Origin of the sequence: Nocardioides aestuarii (assembly GCF_039527245.1) — a bacterium.
Taxonomy (GTDB): Bacteria; Actinomycetota; Actinomycetes; order Propionibacteriales; family Nocardioidaceae; genus Nocardioides; species Nocardioides aestuarii.
Window position 1 is genome coordinate 307,951 of sequence record NZ_BAAAJT010000002.1, and the last position, 16,228, is coordinate 324,178.

Genomic DNA, 16,228 nt, shown 5'->3' on the forward strand with positions numbered 1-16,228 from the left:
TCAGCCGCCCTCGGCGGCCCGGCGTCTGACCTCCGCGGCGAAGGCATCACCGCGCTCGGCGTAGTTGGCGAACATGTCCATGGACGCGCAGCCCGGTGCGAGGAGCACCGTGTCGCCGGGTCGAGCGAGCTCGGCGGCGGCGGACACCACGCGGGCCATGGGGGCCTGCTCGCGCTCAGTCTCGCCGTCGTCGACGGCGATGACCGGCACATCCGGGGCGTGTCGCGAAAGGGCGTCGGCGATCACGTGGCGGTCGCGTCCGAGCAGCACCACGCCCCGCAGCCGGTCGCGCACCGACGTGACCAGGTCGTCGAAACGGGCCCCCTTCGCGAGCCCGCCGGCGACCCAGACGACCGGGTCGTAGGCGGCCAGCGACGACTGCGCCGCGTGGGGGTTGGTGGCCTTGGAGTCGTCGATCCAGGTCACGCCCCCGACCTCGGCGACGGTCGCGATCCGGTGACCGTCGGGGCGGAACCCGCGCAAGCCGTCGCGCACGGCCGCCTGGGACACGCCGTGGGCGCGGGCCAGCGCTGCCGCGGCCAGCGCGTTGGCCACGAAGTGGGGCGCTGGGGAGGCGAGGTCGTCGAGCGTGCAGAGCTCCGCGGCGCTCGTACGCCGCTCCTCGACGAAGGCGCGGTCGGCCAGGATGTCGTCGACGACCCCGACCATGCCGACGCCCGGCATGCCGAGCGTGAACCCGATCGCGCGCGCCCCCTCGACCACGTCGGCCTCGCGGACGAGCTCCTCGGTGACCGGGTCGGCCACGTTGTAGACGCACGCCCGCCGGACCTGGTCGTAGATGCGGCCCTTGTCGCCGGCGTAGCCGCGCATGCCACCGAGGGCGTCGTACCAGTCGAGGTGGTCCTCGGCGACGTTGAGGACGGCAGCCGACTCGCACGACATCGACCGGGTGTAGTGGAGCTGGAAGCTGGAGAGCTCGACCGCGAACACGTCGTAGGGCGTCGGGTCCATGACGGCCTCGACCACGGGCCTCCCGACGTTGCCGACGGCGGCGCTCTGGAGCCCGGCCGCCGTGAGGATCGCGTCGAGCATCTGGACCGTGGTCGTCTTCCCGTTGGTCCCGGTGACCGCGAGCCACGGCACCGGACGCTCGGGGTCGCGCAGCCGCCAGGCGAGCTCGACCTCTCCCCACACCGGGACGCCGCGCGCGTCGGCCTGCCGCAGCAACGGGTGGTCGGGGCGCCAGCCCGGGCTCACGACGAGCAGGTCGCAGTCGTCGGGGAGCGTGGCGGTCGCACCCTCGCCCAGCCGCACGGTGGCGCCGAGGACCTCGAGCAGCTCGCCCTGCTCGGCCTTGGTGTCGGTCGACTGCTCGTCCAGCGCGGTCACGGAGGCGCCGAGGTGGGTGAGGTTGTCGGCGGCCGCGAAGCCGCTGACGCCGAAGCCGGCGACGGTGGCGCGGACCGCGGACCAGTCGCTGGTGCGGGAGTGGGCCGAGACGTCCATCAGTAGCCCGCCACCCACTCGGCGTAGAAGACGCCGAGCCCGGCGGCGACGCAGAGGCCGGTGATGATCCAGAACCGGATCACGACCGTCACCTGCTCCCAGCCGAGCATCTCGAAGTGGTGGTGGAGGGGGGCCATCCGGAAGATGCGCCGCCCCTTGGTCAGACGGAAGAAGCCGACCTGGAGCATCACCGAGAGCGTCTCGACGACGAACAGGCCGCCGAGGATCACCATCAGCAGCTCGGTGCGGGTCAGGATCGCGAAGCCGGCGAGCGCACCGCCGAGGGCCAGCGAGCCGGTGTCGCCCATGAAGATGGCGGCCGGGGACGCATTCCACCAGAGGAAGCCGAAGCAGGCGCCGGTGATCGCGGCGGCGATGACCGCGAGGTCGAACGGGTCGCGGACCTCGTAGCAGGTCCGCCCCCCGGTGAGCGCGCACGACTGGTTGTACTGCCAGATGTTGACCAGCGTGTAGGCGGCGAACACCATCGCCGACGCCCCGGTCGCGAGCCCGTCGAGGCCGTCGGTGAGGTTCACGGCGTTGCTGGTGCCGGCGATGACCAGCCAGAAGAGCAGCACCGCGAGCACGGCCGGGAGCGTGAGCCAGGGGATGTCACGGATGAACGAGATGGCGGTGCTGGCCGGGGTGAGCTCGCGGTCGTCCTCGAGCGTCGGGAGCAGCGAGACGATGCCGAAGGTCAGCGCGACGACGGTGAGGCCGATCATCTTGGCCTTGCTCCGGAGGCCGAGGCTGCGCTGCTTGGCGATCTTGATGAAGTCGTCGAGGAAGCCGACCAGGCCGCATCCCACGAAGAGGAAGAGCAGCAGCAGGGCCGACGCCGACGGGGCGTCGAGCGTGATGAGCTTCGCGAGGAAGTAGCCGAGGACCGTCGCCGCCACGATGACGACGCCGCCCATGGTCGGCGTCCCGCGCTTGGTGTGGTGGGTCGTCGGGCCGTCGTCGCGGATCTCCTGGCCGTAGCCGAGGTTCGTGAACGCCCGGATCGCGTAGCGCGTGCCGATCAGCGAGATCAGCAGCGCCAGCCCACCGCCGAGGAGGATCGCTCTCACCGGGTCAGGTTCCCTTCGTCGCGTACATGTGTGGGGGTCCTGCCCGGTCGGGCAGCATCACGTCAGCGGCGACATTGTCGCGCACCGGGCCCGGATGGTGGTCGCGGCCCGCCGTCAGTAGCCCACGACCCACTCGGCGTAGAAGACGCCGAGCCCCGTGGCCACGCAGAGACCGGTGATGATCCAGAACCGGATGGTCACGGTCACCTCGGTCCAGATCTGCTCGAAGTGGTGGTGGATCGGCGCGATCCGGAAGACCCGGTGACCGGGCCCGACGCGGAACACCCGCCGGAACAGCGCCGAGCCGCGGCTGGCCTTGAACACCCCCACCTGGATCACCACCGACAGCGTGACGACCATGAAGAGCCCGCCGAGGATCGGCAGGAGCAGCTCGGTGCGCGTGAGGATCGCGAAGCCGGCGAGCGCACCGCCGAGGCCGAGCGACCCGGTGTCACCCATGATGATCGCGGCGGGCGGTGCGTTCCACCACAGGAAGCCGAAGCACGCCCCCGTGATCGCGGCGGCGACGACCGCGAGGTCCAGCGGGTCGCGGACGTCGTAGCAGGTGTTGCCGCCCACGAGCTCGCAGGACTGGTTGTTCTGCCAGATGTTCACCAGCGTGTAGGCGCCGAAGACCATCACCGACGCCCCGGCCGCCAGCCCGTCCTGGCCGTCGGTCAGGTTGACGGCGTTGCTGGTCCCGGTGACCACGAGCCAGAAGAGCAGCACGGCGAGCACGGCGGGGAGCGTGAGCCACGGGATGTCGCGGATGAACGAGATGGAGGTGCTGGCCGGAGTCAGCCCCGCGTCGTCGGCCATCGCGGGGAGCAGGGCGACGACGCCGAAGGTCACCGCGACGACGGTGAGCCCGACCATCTTGGCCTTGCTCCGCAGGCCGAGGCTGCGCCGCTTCGCGACCTTGATGTAGTCGTCGAGGAAGCCGACGGCCCCGCAGCCGACGAAGAGCAGGAGCAGGAGCAGCGCCGAGGCCGAGGGCGCGTCCAGGGTGATCAGCTTGGCCAGGAAGTAGCCGGCCACGCTCGCCACGATGATGACGAGGCCGCCCATGGTCGGCGTCCCCCGCTTGACGTGGTGGGTGGTGGGACCGTCGTCGCGGATCTCCTGCCCCAGACCGAGGTTGGTGAAGGCGCGGATCGCGTAGCGGGTCCCGATCAGCGAGATCAGCAGCGAGAGCCCTCCACCCAGGAGGATCGCCCTCACCGGTCGACGTCCTCGTCCAGCAGTCCGTCGGCCACGAGCTCGAGCGCGGCGCCACGCGAGGCCTTGACCAGGACGACGTCGTCCGCCGCCAGCTGCTCGCGCAGCAGCCGGAGCGCCTCGTCGCGACCGTCCGTCACGACGGCCTCGCCGGCCCACGCGGACACCGAGCGGGCACCCTCCGCGAGCGGCCCGGCCCCCTCACCGACCACGACCAGCCAGTCGACCCCCGCCTGCGCGGCGTGCCGTCCGACGTCCCGGTGGGCCTCGTCCGCTCCGTCGCCGAGCTCGAGCATCTCGCCGAGCACGGCCACGGTGCGGCCGGACCGGTGGACACCGATCTGGACCGCCGCGTCGATCGCGGCGGTCATCGACGCCGGGTTGGCGTTGTAGGCGTCGTTGACGACCACCAGTCCGTCGCCACGGGTGTGGAGCTCCATCCGCCACCGGCTCGCCGGGCGGGCGGTCGACAGCCGCTCGGCGACGAGCGGGAGCTCGAGGCCGCGGGCGATCGCCAGCGCGGCGGCCGCCGTTGCGTTGGCGACCTGGTGACGGCCCGACTGGGTGAGGGTGACCGGCCGCCAGGCGCCGGCGTGACCGAGCTCGAAGGACGGCCGCCCCAGGTCGTCGAGGCGTACGTCGCGCCACGCGACATCACCGGTCTCGCCGAAGGTCAGCACCCCGGCCCGGGTCCGGGAGGCCATCGGGGCGACGAGCGCGTCGTCGGCGTTCAGGACGGCGACACCGTCGTGCGGCAGCGCCTCCACGATCTCACCCTTGGCACGGGCGATCTGCTCGCGGCTCCCGAACTCGCTCAGGTGGGCCGTGCCCACGTTGAGCACCGCCGCCGCGACCGGGGGCGCGAGCGTGCAGAGGTAGCCGATGTGGCCCACGCCGCGGGCGCCCATCTCGACGACGAGGTGGCGGGTGTCGTGCTCGGTCTCCATCACGGTGATGGGGACGCCCAGCTCGTTGTTGTGGTTGCCCCGGGTCGCCACCGTGGGCCCGTCCCCGGCCAGGACGTGGGCGAGGTAGTCCTTGGTGCCGGTCTTGCCCTGCGAGCCGGTCAGGGCCACGACGCCGGCGTCGACGCTGTCGACGACGTGGCGCGACAGCCGTCCGAGGGCGTCCACCGGGTCGCCGACCACGACCGACGGCGCGTCGACCGGGTGGCTGCCGAGGACGGCGTGGGCGCCAGCGGCGAAGTCGTGGCCGTCGACCCGCTCCCCGGCGATCGCCACGAAGAGCCCGCCCTCGACCGGGTGGCGGCTGTCGAGGTAGGCCGTGCCGGTCACGGTCGTGGCGGGGTCGCCGTGGACCGTTCCGCCGACGACGGCGGCGATCTCGGCCAAGGTCATGGGGATCACGAGGAGAGCTCCTGCCGGACGACCTCGCGGTCGTCGAAGGGATGGACGGTGCCGTGGACCTCCTGGCCGGTCTCGTGGCCCTTGCCCGCGACGAGGACGACGTCCCCCGGCGCGGCCCGCGCGAGCGCCTCGCGGATCGCGGCCCGCCGGTCGCCGACCTCGACGACCTCGGCGCGCCCCTCCCCCGTGCCCGCGAGCACGGCCGCGCGGATCGCGGCCGGGTCCTCGGTGCGCGGGTTGTCGTCGGTCACGACGACGACGTCGGCCAGCCGCGCGGCGATCTCGCCCATCAGCGGGCGCTTGCCGGGGTCGCGGTCGCCGCCGGCGCCGATCACCACGAGGAGGCGGCCCTCGGTCAGCGGCCGTAGCGTGCGCAGCGCCGACTCGACCGCGTCCGGCTTGTGGGCGTAGTCGACGACGACCACGAAGTCCTGGCCCGCCTCGACCCGCTCGAGCCGACCGGGTACGCCGGGTCCGGCCGCGATGCCGGCGGCGATCCGCCCGGCGTCGTACCCCACCTCCGCGCAGGCGGCGATCGCCGCGAGCGCGTTGGCGACGTTGAAGTCGCCGGGGAGGGGCACACCGGCAGCGATCCGCTCGCCGTCCGGGGTGACCAGCGTGAACCGGCTCCCCGTCGCCTCGAGCTGGAGGTCGACGGCGCGCCAGTCGGCCTCCGCGCCCGTCGCGGAGAACGTGCGGACCGGGATCGTGGTCTCGGAGACCAGCCGCCGGCCGTGCTCGTCGTCGACGTTGACGAGCGCCCGGCGGGCCCGCTCGGGGGTGAAGAGCGACGCCTTGGCGCGGTAGTAGTCCTCGAGGTCCGCGTGGAAGTCGAGGTGGTCGCGGCCGAGGTTGGTGAAGACCGCGACGTCGAAGACGACGCCGTCCACGCGCCCCATCACGAGGGCGTGGCTCGAGACCTCCATCGCGCAGGCCTCGACGCCGCGCTCGCGCATCATCGCGAAGAGCCCGTGGAGGTCGGGCGCCTCGGGCGTGGTGAGGTCGGTCTTCACGTCCTCGCCCGCCACGCGCGTGCCGACCGTGCCGATGACACCGGCAGGGACACCGACCGCCTGCAGGCCACCCTCGGCGAGCCGGGTCGTCGTGGTCTTGCCCTGGGTGCCCGTGACACCGAGCAGCCGCAGGGACGACGCCGGATCGCCGTGGACCCGGGCCGCGAGACCGCCCAGGACAGCCCGGGGATCGGCCACCACGAGCACGGGGACGTCGTCGCCGACACGCTCGGCGCCAGCCGGGTCGGTGAGCACCGCGACGGCGCCGGCGGCGAGGGCGCCGTCGGCGAAGTCGGCGCCGTGGGCCCGGGCGCCCGGCAGTGCGGCGTACAGGTCGCCGGCGAGGACCCGCCGCGAGCTCAGGGTCAGGCCGGTGACGACCGTGTCGAGGTCACCGCGGACCTCGACCACCTCGGTCCGGCCACGGAGCCACTCCGCGAGGGTCGAGAGCGGGGTGTGCTCCGGCCGGGAGGGCCGGGTCCGTGCCAGCTGCTCGTCGCTCACCACGGCGCCGAGGCTATCGCTGGCGACGGCCGGCACGGGCGCCCGGTCCGGTCACCACTCGAGGGGCAGGTTCGAGGGCTTGGTGCCGGTCGGCGGCACGCCGTACCGCTTGAGGGCGTAGCTCATGATCTTGCTGAACGCCGGCCCGCCGACCGAGCCGCCGCCCCCGCCGTTGCGGGGGTTCTGGACCACGACGTAGACGGTGAAGCGCGGGTCGTCCGCGGGGGCGAACCCGGCGAAGGAGACCGTGAAGGTGCCGTCGTAGCAGGCGCACTCCTCACCGACCCGCTGGGCGGTGCCGGTCTTGCCGGCGACGCGGTAGCCCGGGACGGCGGCACCGGGGGCGGTGCCGCCCTCCGGGTCGAGCACGCGCTCCATCATGCGGGCCGTGCCGCGGGCAGCCTTCTCGCTCACCACGCGGCGGGTCGTCGCCACGTCGGTGCCGACCTCGACCCCGTCGTCGGTCGTCGCCGAGCCCTGGATCAGCGACGGGTCGACGTGGACGCCGCCGTTGGCGATGGTGTTGACCGCCGCCGCCATCTGGACCGCGTTGACCGACAGCGACTGGCCGAAGGCCACCCGGTCGTCGACCAGGCTGCTCCACATCGAGCTCGACGGCAGCACGCCGGAGGCCTCGGACCGCACGCCGATGTCGGTCTTCTCCCCCAGCCCGAACTTCGCCAGGTAGCGGCGCAGCTCGCCGCGTCCGAAGTGGTCGGCCGCGTTCACGGTGCCGATGTTGGAGGACTTGGCGATCACCCCGGCCAGCGTCAGCTTCAGCTCGTCGTGGGGGAACCAGTCGTTGATCACCCGCCCGTCGCGCCGCAGCTCCGACGGCACCCTGAGACGGCTCTCCGGGGTGGCCTTGCCTGCGTCGAGGAGGCCCGCGACGGTCAGCACCTTCTGCACCGAGCCGGGCTCGTAGACGTCGCTCATCGCGCGCGAGCCGCGGTCCGTCGCGTCGGAGGCCGCCGGGTCGGCGGCGTCGAAGGTCGGGTGGTCGGCCAGCGCCAGCAGCTCACCGGTCCGGGTGTCCATCACGACCGCGAACCCCGAGTCGCCGCGGGCGTCCTCCACGGTCTGCCGCAGCACCCGCTGGGTGTACCACTGCAGGTCCTGGTCGAGGGTCGTGGTGATGTCCTGGCCGTCGACGGGCTCGACGACGGTGTTGTCGCCGAGCGGCAGCCGGTTGCCGCCGCCGACCTGGTAGCGGGCGGACCCGTCGGTGCCGGCGAGCAGGCCGTCGAAGGTCTGCTCGAAGCCCGCCAACGGCTTGTCGATCCCCATGAAGCCGACAAGGTTGGCGGCGACGTCGTGCGCCGGGTAGTCACGCACCGGGTCGCGCTCGGTGAACAGTCCCTTGAACCCGCGGTCGGCGGCCTCGTCGACCACGCGCGTCGCCACGGTCGACGGCACGCGACGCGCGACGTACTCGTAGCGGCTGCCCTCCTCGCGCAGGCGCGGGAGCAGGGAGAAGTAGTCGACGTCGAGGCGGTTGGCGAGGAACTTGGCCAGCTCCGGCGCCTGGTCGGTGGTCAGCAGCGGGTCGGCCACGATCCGCAGGCCCTCGACCGACCGGGCCAGCGGCTCGCCGTTGCGGTCGAGGATGTCGCCACGCTTCGCCGGCAGCGACACGTTGACGATCCCCTCGGCGGCCGCCATCTCGGCGTACGCCTTCGGGTCGATCCCCTGGAGCTGCACGAGGCGGGCGCCGAAGACGGACAGGACCATCGCGATCGCGAGGAACCCGAAGCGGAGGCGGAAGAGCGGTGAGCCGCGCAGGCTCCCCCGCGGCTTGCGCGGCCGCCCCGGGCGGGGGGTGCGGGTGTCGCTGGGCACGGAGCTGCTCCCCTCAGTCGCGGTCGCGGGTGACAGGGCGACCACCGAGCGGGGACTCGGCGTCGGGCAGGTCGTCGAGCGAGCCGGCGGTGGGACCGTCACCGATCACCTGGCGCACCTCCTCGACGATGGGCTCGGGGTCGAGCACGGCCGGCTTGGCCTCCGGCCTCGGGAGCAGCCTGAGGCCCTGCTCGGCCGTTGCGGGGGAAGGCTCGCCGAGGACCCGGTGCGTCTCGAGGTCGAGGTAGGCCGGGGTACCGCTCACGACCATCCCCATCTGCTGCGCCCGCTCGGCGAGCCGCTGCGGGTCACGGAGGGTGTCGATCTCCATCTCCAGCGTCTGCTGACGGGCAGCGAGGGTCGCGGCCTGGTCCTCGAGCGCGGTCGTCGCGAACGCCGCCTGCTGCATCGAGGTGTTGAAGAGCAGCAGACCCACGACGCCGCCCAGCAGGACGAGCGTCACCAGGAAGACGAAGGGCACGCGCGTGCGCTGCGGAGCCCGCCGCGGCACGACCCGCAGCCGCGCCTTCTCGACCGCGGGACTCCCGATGAGGGGCGCGATCCGGGTGCGGAGCTGGGTGGCGGGGCTGCTCATGAGTTGTCTCCCTTGACTCGCTCGACCGCGCGCAGCCGGACGGAGGCGGCGCGCGGGTTGTCCTCGATCTCCTGCGGGGTGGCCTGCTCGGCGCCCCGGGTCACGGCCCGGAACGGCGGCTCCATGCCCTCGGGCACGAACGGCAGGTCCGGCGGTACGTCGCTGCGGGTCACCGCGGTGAAGGTCTGCTTCACCAGCCGGTCCTCCAGCGAGTGGTAGGACTCGACGACGACCCGGCCACCGACGCGGACCGCGTCGACCGCGGCCGGCAGGGCGCGCCGCAGCACGGCCAGCTCGTCGTTGACCTCCATCCGCAGCGCCTGGAAGGTGCGCTTGGCGGGGTGCCCGCCCGTACGCCGGGCAGGCGCCGGGATCTCGGCATAGAGCAGCTCGACGAGGCGGCCGGAGGTCGAGAAGGGCTCCCGCTCTCGCTCCCGGACCACGGCCGCGGCGATCTTGCGCGCGAACTTCTCCTCGCCGTACTCCTTGAGGACGCGCGTCAGGTCGGCGGCGGAGTAGGTGTTGAGGACGTCGGCAGCGGTCGCACCGACGGTGGAGTCCATGCGCATGTCGAGCGGGGCGTCCTCGCGGTAGGCGAAGCCGCGCTCGGTGACGTCGAGCTGCATCGAGGAGACCCCGAGGTCGAACAGGACACCGTCGACGCCGTCGAGGCCCTGGTCGTGGACGACGTCGGCGATCTCGTCGTAGACCGCGTGCACGCCGGTGAAGCGGTCGCCGTAGGACGCGAGCCGCTCCCCAGACCGCCGCAGCGCCTCGGGGTCGCGGTCGATGCCGACGACCCGGGCGCGCGGGCACCGTTCGAGGACGGCCTCGGAGTGTCCGCCGAGGCCGAGGGTGGCGTCGACCAGCACGGCGCCGTCGCGGTCGAGAGCGGGCGCGAGGAGGGAGACGACCCGGTCGAGGAGGACCGGGACGTGGGCGGGGCTCGTCATCGTCAGCCCTGGTGGCCCAGCGTGGTGAGGAGCAGGAGGCACCCGGCCAGGGCGCACGAGGCCGCGGCCGAGAACGCCATCAGCGCGACCGCGTCGCGCGCCTGGTGGCGCACGCGGGGCCGCGGCGGCGACCCGATGTCGACTGGTGTGACGCTCATGGTTCTCGACCCCACGGATGTCCGGTGCTGCTGGGCGGTTGACGACTGCTCGACAGGTGGATCGCCCGACCAGGTCCCTGCCCGCTCCCGGGTGGGAAGTCGGCGTCTGGAGCCGGGGAAGGTGCCCCAGATGCTGGTCCTCTGGAACCGGGGAAGGTGCCCCAGAGGGAAGGGAGCGGGCCCGAGACCTCGCCGTGCGATCCGCTGTGCTGTTGTGTGGTGGTTCCCGAGAGGTGCTGCTGGTGGAGCCGGGTGGAGCGTGCGGGTCAGTCCCGCGGGAAGACCTCCTGGCCCAGGTCGGAGAAGGACTCCTCGTGGGTGTCGGAGTAGGACTGCCAGCGACCGGAGTCCCAGATCTCGAGCCGGTTGACCACGCCGATCACGACCACGTCCCGAGTGAGGGAGGCGTACTCGCGGAGCATCGGCGGGATCGAGAGCCGACCCTGCTTGTCGGGCTGGTCGTCGGACGCGCCGGCGAACAGCAGTCGGGTGTAGTCACGGACGGCGCGGTCGGTGACCGGCGCCGCCTGCGCCTGGAGGGCCACCTGCTCGAAGGCAGGGCGCGGCCACACGGTGAGGCAGCGTTCCTGTCCCCTCGTGACCACGAGCCCCTCCGTCAGCTGGTCCCTGAACTTCGCCGGGAGGAACAGCCGGCCCTTGTCGTCGATCCGCGGGGTGTAGGTGCCCAGAAACATCGGGCGACCTCCCTCCCCGGGACCCCACTCAGGCGGGATCCTCCTCCACTGCGCTCCACCATACGCCACTTCCCTCCACCGTCAACCATCTTTGGCCCGTTTCGCCTGCGTGTTGTGTGGTTTTGTCCCCAGCGCCTCGGCCTCGCCGGTCCCTGCGAACCCGCAGGTCAGGGACTCGTCCGGAGCTCGCACGCCGGCCGGGGGTGCGGGGTGGAGGGGCGTGGAGCGTCGGGTGGAGCGTGGTGGAGCACCGGGGGTGGCCCACGAGCCCCCGGTGGAGGACGCTGGAGGAGATCGCAACCATTTCGTGACGTCCGGTGTCACAACGGCGTCACGGGCGACCACATAGGTTCGGGGTGACCCAGATCGCAGCCAGGGAGGACGACGCAGTGGAGACGCACGAGACCGGCACCAGCACCGGCGCCGGAGGGGCCGACCTCGAGACCGTCACCCGGGTGGTGGGCCGGGTGCGCGCCAACGTGGAGCGCGTGATCGAGGGCAAGCCGGACGTCGTCTCGGCCGCGCTGGTCGTGCTGCTCGCCGAGGGGCACCTGCTCATCGAGGACGTCCCCGGTGTCGGCAAGACGATGCTCAGCAAGTCACTCGCGCGCAGCATCGACTGCTCCGTGCGGCGCATCCAGTTCACGCCCGACCTGCTGCCCTCCGACGTCACCGGCGTCTCGGTCTTCAACCAGAACACCCGCGAGTTCGAGTTCCGACCGGGCGGCATCTTCGCCAACATCGTCGTCGGCGACGAGATCAACCGCGCCTCTCCCAAGACCCAGTCCGCACTGCTGGAGTGCATGGAGGAGCGGCAGGTGACGGTCGACAACACGACCTACCAGCTCGACTCCCCCTTCATGGTCATCGCGACCCAGAACCCGATCGAGATGGAGGGCACCTACGCACTCCCCGAGGCCCAGCGCGACCGGTTCATGGCGCGGGTGTCGGTCGGCTACCCCGTCGAGGCGGCCGAGATCGCGATGCTCTCCTCCCACACCCAGAGCAACCCGCTCGACGACCTCGAGCCGGTCACCGACGCGTCCGAGATCCGCAAGCTCGCCGCGATCGTGGCGCAGGTCTACGTCGCCGACGCCGTGCAGAAGTACGCCGTCGCGCTGACCGCGGCCACGCGCCGCTCCAGCGACCTCACCCTCGGCGCCTCGCCGCGAGCGACGCTCCACCTCGTGCGTGCTGCCAAGGCGCGCGCCGCCATCCACAGTCGCGACTACGTCCTGCCCGACGACCTCAAGTCACTGGCCGAGCCGGTGCTGGCGCACCGGCTGCTGCCGAGCGTCGAGGCCGCGATGAGCGGTCGGTCGACCCGCGACATCCTGCAGGCGATCGTCACCTCCGTGCCGGTCCCGGGTGGGGCACCGCTGTCGTGACGACCGACGGTGGTCCGGGGGCCCGACGTGCGTGAGGCGCTGGCGGGGCTGACCGTACGCGGCCGCGCGTTCCTCGCCGCCGGCATCACTGCCGGTGTCTGCGCGGTCGTCATGGGCCAGCAGCAGCTGACGCGCGTCGGCGTGCTGGTGGCGGTGCTGCCGCTGCTCGCAGCGGCGCTCATCGGCCGCAGCCGCTACCGCTTGTCCCTGGTGAGGACCGTGAACCCCCAGCTGATCACCGCGGGCAACCCCGCCACCGTCACGCTGTCGATGACCAACGAGGGCCGCACACCCAGCGGCGTGCTGATGCTGGAGGACCACGTCCCCTACGTGCTCGGGACCCGGCCCCGGTTCGTGCTCGAGGGCATCGGGCACGGCTGGCGTCGTGACGTCACCTACCAGATCCGTTCCGACGTGAGGGGTCAGTACGAGATCGGCCCCATGACCGTCCGGGTCTCCGACCCGTTCGGTCTCGTCGAGCTCGGGCGCTCGTTCCGCACCACGGTGCCGATCACGATCATCCCCCGCACCGTGCCCCTCCCCCAGGTGCCCATCGGCGGCGCCTGGACCGGGTCCGGCGACAACCGGCCCCGAGCGTTCGCGAGCGGCAGCGCGGAGGACGTCACGGTGCGGGAGTACCGCCGCGGCGACGACCTGCGCCGCGTCCACTGGCTGAGCTCGGCACGGACGGGCGAGCTGATGGTCCGCCGCGAGGAGCAGCCGTGGCAGAGCCGCGCGACGCTCTTCCTCGACAACCGGGCCAGGAGCCACCGCGGCCAGGGTGTCGCGTCGTCCCTCGAGGCAGCCGTGTCGGCGACCGCGTCGCTCGCCGTCCACCTCGCCCAGCGCGGCTTCATGGTCCGGCTGGTGACGGCCACCGGTGACGACCCCTCGACGTCGTGGCACGTCCGCGACGCGGAGATGAACACCGGACCGCTGCTGGAGTCGCTGGCCGTCGTCCACGCCGTCGATCAGTCCTGGCTCGAGACCGGGTGGCTCGCGGACCCCCACAACGGCGGGCTGCTCGTCGCGGTGACGGGAGCCGTCGGCGAGCTCGACGCCCCGGTCTTCCGACGGATGCTCCACCACTCCGTCCCCGCCCTGGCCATCGCGCTCGACGTGGAGGCGTGGGGCGGTCGGCCAGGCGCCGGTCCCGCGACCCCGCTGCTCACCAGCCAGGGCTGGCGAGCGGTGACGCTCGGTCCGCGCGACCGGCTCCCCCAGGTCTGGCAGGACCTCGCCCTCTCCAACGCGCAGGCCGCGAGAGGACCCGGCGACGCCGTGGGGTCGGTCCGGTGAGCCGCCTGCGTCGCCCCGGCCTGCTCGACGTCCTCGTGCTGCCCGCGACCGCCCTCGCCACGGGCTGGCTGGCGACCACCGCGTGGCGGGGGTTCACCGACGTGCCCGGCGAGTTCCTGGTCCCCCTCCTCGGCCTGGCGGTCGTCGTGCTGCTCATCGGCGCCGTCTCCCGCCGGCTGCGGGTGCCGGCCGCGCTGGTCCTCCTGCTCCAGCTCGTGGTCGGCGGGCTCGTCGCCACGAGCCTGGTCGCGGGAGCTCCGGTCGTCACCGGTGCAGGGTGGCTCAGCCTGGGGTCGGAGATCACGACCGCCGTCACCACCGCCCAGCGCTACCAGGCGCCCGTTCCCGCCGACGCACCCGGCATCGACCCGCTCCTCGTGCTCGGGGGGTGGTTGTGCCTGGTCGCGATCGACACCATCGTCGGCGGGCTGCGTCGGGTGCCGCTGGTCGGGCTGCCGCTGCTGGTCATCTACTCCATCCCCGTCGGCATGCTCGGCGGTGGCGTGCCGTGGTGGAGCTTCGTCCTGACCGCCGGCGGGTTCCTGCTGCTGCTCTTCCTCCAGCAGCGCGACCAGACCGCGCGGTGGGGTCGCGGCCTCGGCGGTGCGGCCGACAGCTCGCCCGCGGGCAGCGCCCACGCGGTGCGGGGAGCCGCGGCGACGATGGGCTCGGCCACGCTGCTCCTCGCCGTGCTGGTGCCCCAGTTCGTCCCGACCCTCTCGCTCGACGTGCTCGGGTTCGGCTCGGGCGGCGGCGGTGGGGGCGACATCACCGTGGACAACCCGATGACCGACCTGCGTCGTGACTTCCTCAGCAGCGAGGACCAGCCGCTGGTGCGCGTCACGACCGACAACCCCGATCCGCGCTACCTCCGGATCGCCGCGCTCACTCGCTTCAACGACAACGAGTGGAGCACCGGCGACCGCGACATCCCCGAGGAGCAGCGAGCCGACGGGCCGATCCCGATCGCAGACGACATCGATCCCTCACTCCCCCGCGAGCGCTACCAGACCGAGCTCACCGGCATGGTGGGCTTCAACTCGAACTGGCTGCCGACCCCCTTCCCGAGCGAGCGCGTCGTCGCTCCGGGCGACTGGCGCTACGACACCACCACCTTGGACTTCCTCGCCGCCGACGACGACCTCAACGCCGGCGGCAGCAGCTACCAGGCCACCGAGGTGGTCGTGGACCACGACGCCGTCGACCTCTCCGAGGCCGGCTCGTGGGCCGGTCAGGTCAGCCGCGACTACATCGAGGTGCCCGACGACTTCCCGACGTTCGTCCGGTCGCTCGCCCAGCAGGTCACCCGGGAGTACCCCACCCGCTACGAGAAGGCAGTCGCGCTCCAGGACTGGTTCCGCGAGCGTGGCGGGTTCGAGTACTCCACCCAGAACGTCGACACCGGCAACGGCACCGACGAGCTGGTCGCCTTCCTGACCGAGGGCGACGGCGGTCGGGTCGGCTACTGCGAGCAGTTCGCCTCGGCCATGGCGGCGATGGCACGCTCGCTCAACATCCCCGCCCGGGTGGCCGTCGGGTTCCTCACGCCCGACCAGATCGGCCCGCGCACCTACGAGTACTCCACCGACGACCTCCACGCCTGGCCCGAGCTCTACTTCGAGGGTGCGGGCTGGATCGCCTTCGAACCCACACCCTCGGACCGCGCCGCGGAGGTGCCCGCCTACACCCTCGGCCGGATCCCGAGCGTCGACCCCGACAACGAGCCCAGCCAGTCGCAGGCCAGCCAGGACCCCCGCCAGAACCAGGGACCCAACCAGCAGCCGGACCCCGGCGCGATCCCCGAGGCCGACACCACCGGGGGCGCTGGCCAGGACCGGTCGTGGACGCGAGCGGTGGGCTGGGCAGCGGGAGGCTTCCTGCTCGTGCTGCTCGCGCTCGCGCCACGGATCGTCCGTCGGAGCCGGATGCGCGAGCGCCTCACCGGAGCGATCGAGCCCGCGTGGGCCGAGGTGCGCGCGACGTCGATCGACCTCGGGCTCCCGTGGCCGGACCACCGGTCACCTCGCGACACCGGTCGCGTCGTCGCCGGCTGGCTCGGTGCGACCGACCCGGCCGACTCCGTGCACCGCCCGCCGCGGGGTCGCGACACCGCCCCGGAGGCGGCCGAGGCGCTCGACCGACTCGTGGAGCGGCAGGAGCGGGAGCGCTACGCCCGTCCTCGAGGGGACGAGCCAGTGACCACCGACCCGCGGGTGGTGGCAGACGTCGAGCTCGTGGTCGCCTCGCTCCGGGGCGGCGCCGGCGACCGCGCCGTACGCCGTGCGACGTGGTGGCCTGCCTCGGTGCTCCCCTGGCGCACCCGCGCGTCACGTCGTGCGGCCGACACGCCGCCCGAGCTCGTCCGCCACGGAAGCGTGGTCGACCACGTGGGCTAGCGATTGAGTCGGACCCCGGAGGCACCAGGTCTCGACACGGCGGTCGCGACCTCGTGCCTCGACCGTGCGCCCCGTTCGACCACCATCAGCGCATCCGCTGACGCGGCTGCCAGGTCTCGACACGGCGGTCGCGACCTCGTGCCTCGATCGCGCGCCTCGCTCGACCACCATCAGCGCATCCGCTGACGCGGCTGCCATGTCTCGACACGGCGGTCGCGACCTCGTGCCTCGGTCGCGCGCCTCGCTCGACCACCATCAGCGCATCC

At 72.8% G+C, this 16,228-nt stretch carries 13 protein-coding genes; 3 read left to right on the forward strand and 10 right to left on the reverse strand.

Going from position 1 to position 16,228, the window contains the following annotated elements:
* The 10 genes from murD to mraZ form a co-directional block, all read right to left on the reverse strand.
* Nucleotides 1-1,467, reverse strand: coding sequence for a UDP-N-acetylmuramoyl-L-alanine--D-glutamate ligase (gene murD, locus ABD091_RS01590; RefSeq protein WP_343915368.1), 1,467 nt, complete (start codon nucleotides 1,465-1,467; stop codon nucleotides 1-3).
* On the reverse strand, nucleotides 1,467-2,537 hold the full coding sequence (gene mraY, locus ABD091_RS01595) for a phospho-N-acetylmuramoyl-pentapeptide-transferase (protein WP_343915370.1): 1,071 nt from the start codon (nucleotides 2,535-2,537) through the stop codon (nucleotides 1,467-1,469). Before mraY (ABD091_RS01595) ends, murD begins: the two co-directional genes overlap by 1 nt.
* A gap of 114 nt (nucleotides 2,538-2,651) precedes the next feature.
* Nucleotides 2,652-3,758: a phospho-N-acetylmuramoyl-pentapeptide-transferase gene (gene mraY, locus ABD091_RS01600; protein ID WP_343915372.1), complete on the reverse strand. Its 1,107-nt coding sequence runs from the start codon at nucleotides 3,756-3,758 to the stop codon at nucleotides 2,652-2,654.
* Nucleotides 3,755-5,113 (reverse strand): UDP-N-acetylmuramoyl-tripeptide--D-alanyl-D-alanine ligase, encoded by a 1,359-nt coding sequence (locus tag ABD091_RS01605; RefSeq protein ID WP_343920861.1) that lies wholly within the window; start codon nucleotides 5,111-5,113, stop codon nucleotides 3,755-3,757. The genes mraY (ABD091_RS01600) and ABD091_RS01605 overlap by 4 nt, the downstream gene beginning before the upstream one ends.
* Before the next feature lie 5 nt (nucleotides 5,114-5,118).
* The gene (locus ABD091_RS01610) at nucleotides 5,119-6,642 is read right to left on the reverse strand and encodes a UDP-N-acetylmuramoyl-L-alanyl-D-glutamate--2,6-diaminopimelate ligase (protein WP_379189103.1); all 1,524 of its coding nucleotides are present in this window, start codon (nucleotides 6,640-6,642) and stop codon (nucleotides 5,119-5,121) included.
* 48 nt (nucleotides 6,643-6,690) lie between these two features.
* Complete coding sequence (locus tag ABD091_RS01615; protein WP_343915374.1) at nucleotides 6,691-8,478, reverse strand: peptidoglycan D,D-transpeptidase FtsI family protein; 1,788 nt, start codon at nucleotides 8,476-8,478, stop codon at nucleotides 6,691-6,693.
* A 13-nt stretch (nucleotides 8,479-8,491) separates the two neighbouring features.
* Entirely contained in the window at nucleotides 8,492-9,073 is a 582-nt protein-coding gene (gene ftsL / locus ABD091_RS01620; protein ID WP_343915375.1) for a cell division protein FtsL, read from the reverse strand.
* The gene (rsmH, locus tag ABD091_RS01625; RefSeq protein WP_343915376.1) at nucleotides 9,070-10,026 is read right to left on the reverse strand and encodes a 16S rRNA (cytosine(1402)-N(4))-methyltransferase RsmH; all 957 of its coding nucleotides are present in this window, start codon (nucleotides 10,024-10,026) and stop codon (nucleotides 9,070-9,072) included. Before rsmH ends, ftsL begins: the two co-directional genes overlap by 4 nt.
* Before the next feature lie 2 nt (nucleotides 10,027-10,028).
* Nucleotides 10,029-10,184, reverse strand: a complete 156-nt coding sequence (locus ABD091_RS01630; RefSeq protein ID WP_343915377.1) for a hypothetical protein — start codon at nucleotides 10,182-10,184, stop codon at nucleotides 10,029-10,031.
* A gap of 266 nt (nucleotides 10,185-10,450) precedes the next feature.
* Nucleotides 10,451-10,879 (reverse strand): division/cell wall cluster transcriptional repressor MraZ, encoded by a 429-nt coding sequence (gene mraZ, locus ABD091_RS01635; protein WP_343915378.1) that lies wholly within the window; start codon nucleotides 10,877-10,879, stop codon nucleotides 10,451-10,453.
* Nucleotides 10,880-11,268: 389 nt separating this feature from the next.
* Between mraZ and ABD091_RS01640 the strand changes: the two genes are divergently transcribed.
* From ABD091_RS01640 to ABD091_RS01650, 3 genes are read left to right on the forward strand one after another with little or no spacing between them, the layout of a single operon-like run.
* Complete coding sequence (locus tag ABD091_RS01640) at nucleotides 11,269-12,267, forward strand: AAA family ATPase (RefSeq protein ID WP_343915379.1); 999 nt, start codon at nucleotides 11,269-11,271, stop codon at nucleotides 12,265-12,267.
* Nucleotides 12,268-12,294: 27 nt separating this feature from the next.
* Nucleotides 12,295-13,566: a DUF58 domain-containing protein gene (locus ABD091_RS01645; protein ID WP_343915380.1), complete on the forward strand. Its 1,272-nt coding sequence runs from the start codon at nucleotides 12,295-12,297 to the stop codon at nucleotides 13,564-13,566.
* On the forward strand, nucleotides 13,563-15,962 hold the full coding sequence (locus tag ABD091_RS01650) for a transglutaminase TgpA family protein (RefSeq protein WP_343915381.1): 2,400 nt from the start codon (nucleotides 13,563-13,565) through the stop codon (nucleotides 15,960-15,962). Before ABD091_RS01645 ends, ABD091_RS01650 begins: the two co-directional genes overlap by 4 nt.
* The last annotated feature ends 266 nt before the right edge of the window (nucleotides 15,963-16,228 follow it).

Excerpts from the sequence above, each read along its gene's own strand:
- murD (WP_343915368.1), bottom strand. The coding sequence starts at position 1,467 with ATGGACGTCTCGGCCCACTCCCGCACCAGCGACTGGTCCGCGGTCCGC.
- ABD091_RS01605 (WP_343920861.1), bottom strand. The coding sequence starts at position 5,113 with ATGACCTTGGCCGAGATCGCCGCCGTCGTCGGCGGAACGGTCCACGGC.
- ftsL (WP_343915375.1), bottom strand. The coding sequence starts at position 9,073 with ATGAGCAGCCCCGCCACCCAGCTCCGCACCCGGATCGCGCCCCTCATC.
- rsmH (WP_343915376.1), bottom strand. The coding sequence starts at position 10,026 with ATGACGAGCCCCGCCCACGTCCCGGTCCTCCTCGACCGGGTCGTCTCC.
- ABD091_RS01630 (WP_343915377.1), bottom strand. The coding sequence starts at position 10,184 with ATGAGCGTCACACCAGTCGACATCGGGTCGCCGCCGCGGCCCCGCGTG.
- mraZ (WP_343915378.1), bottom strand. The coding sequence starts at position 10,879 with ATGTTTCTGGGCACCTACACCCCGCGGATCGACGACAAGGGCCGGCTG.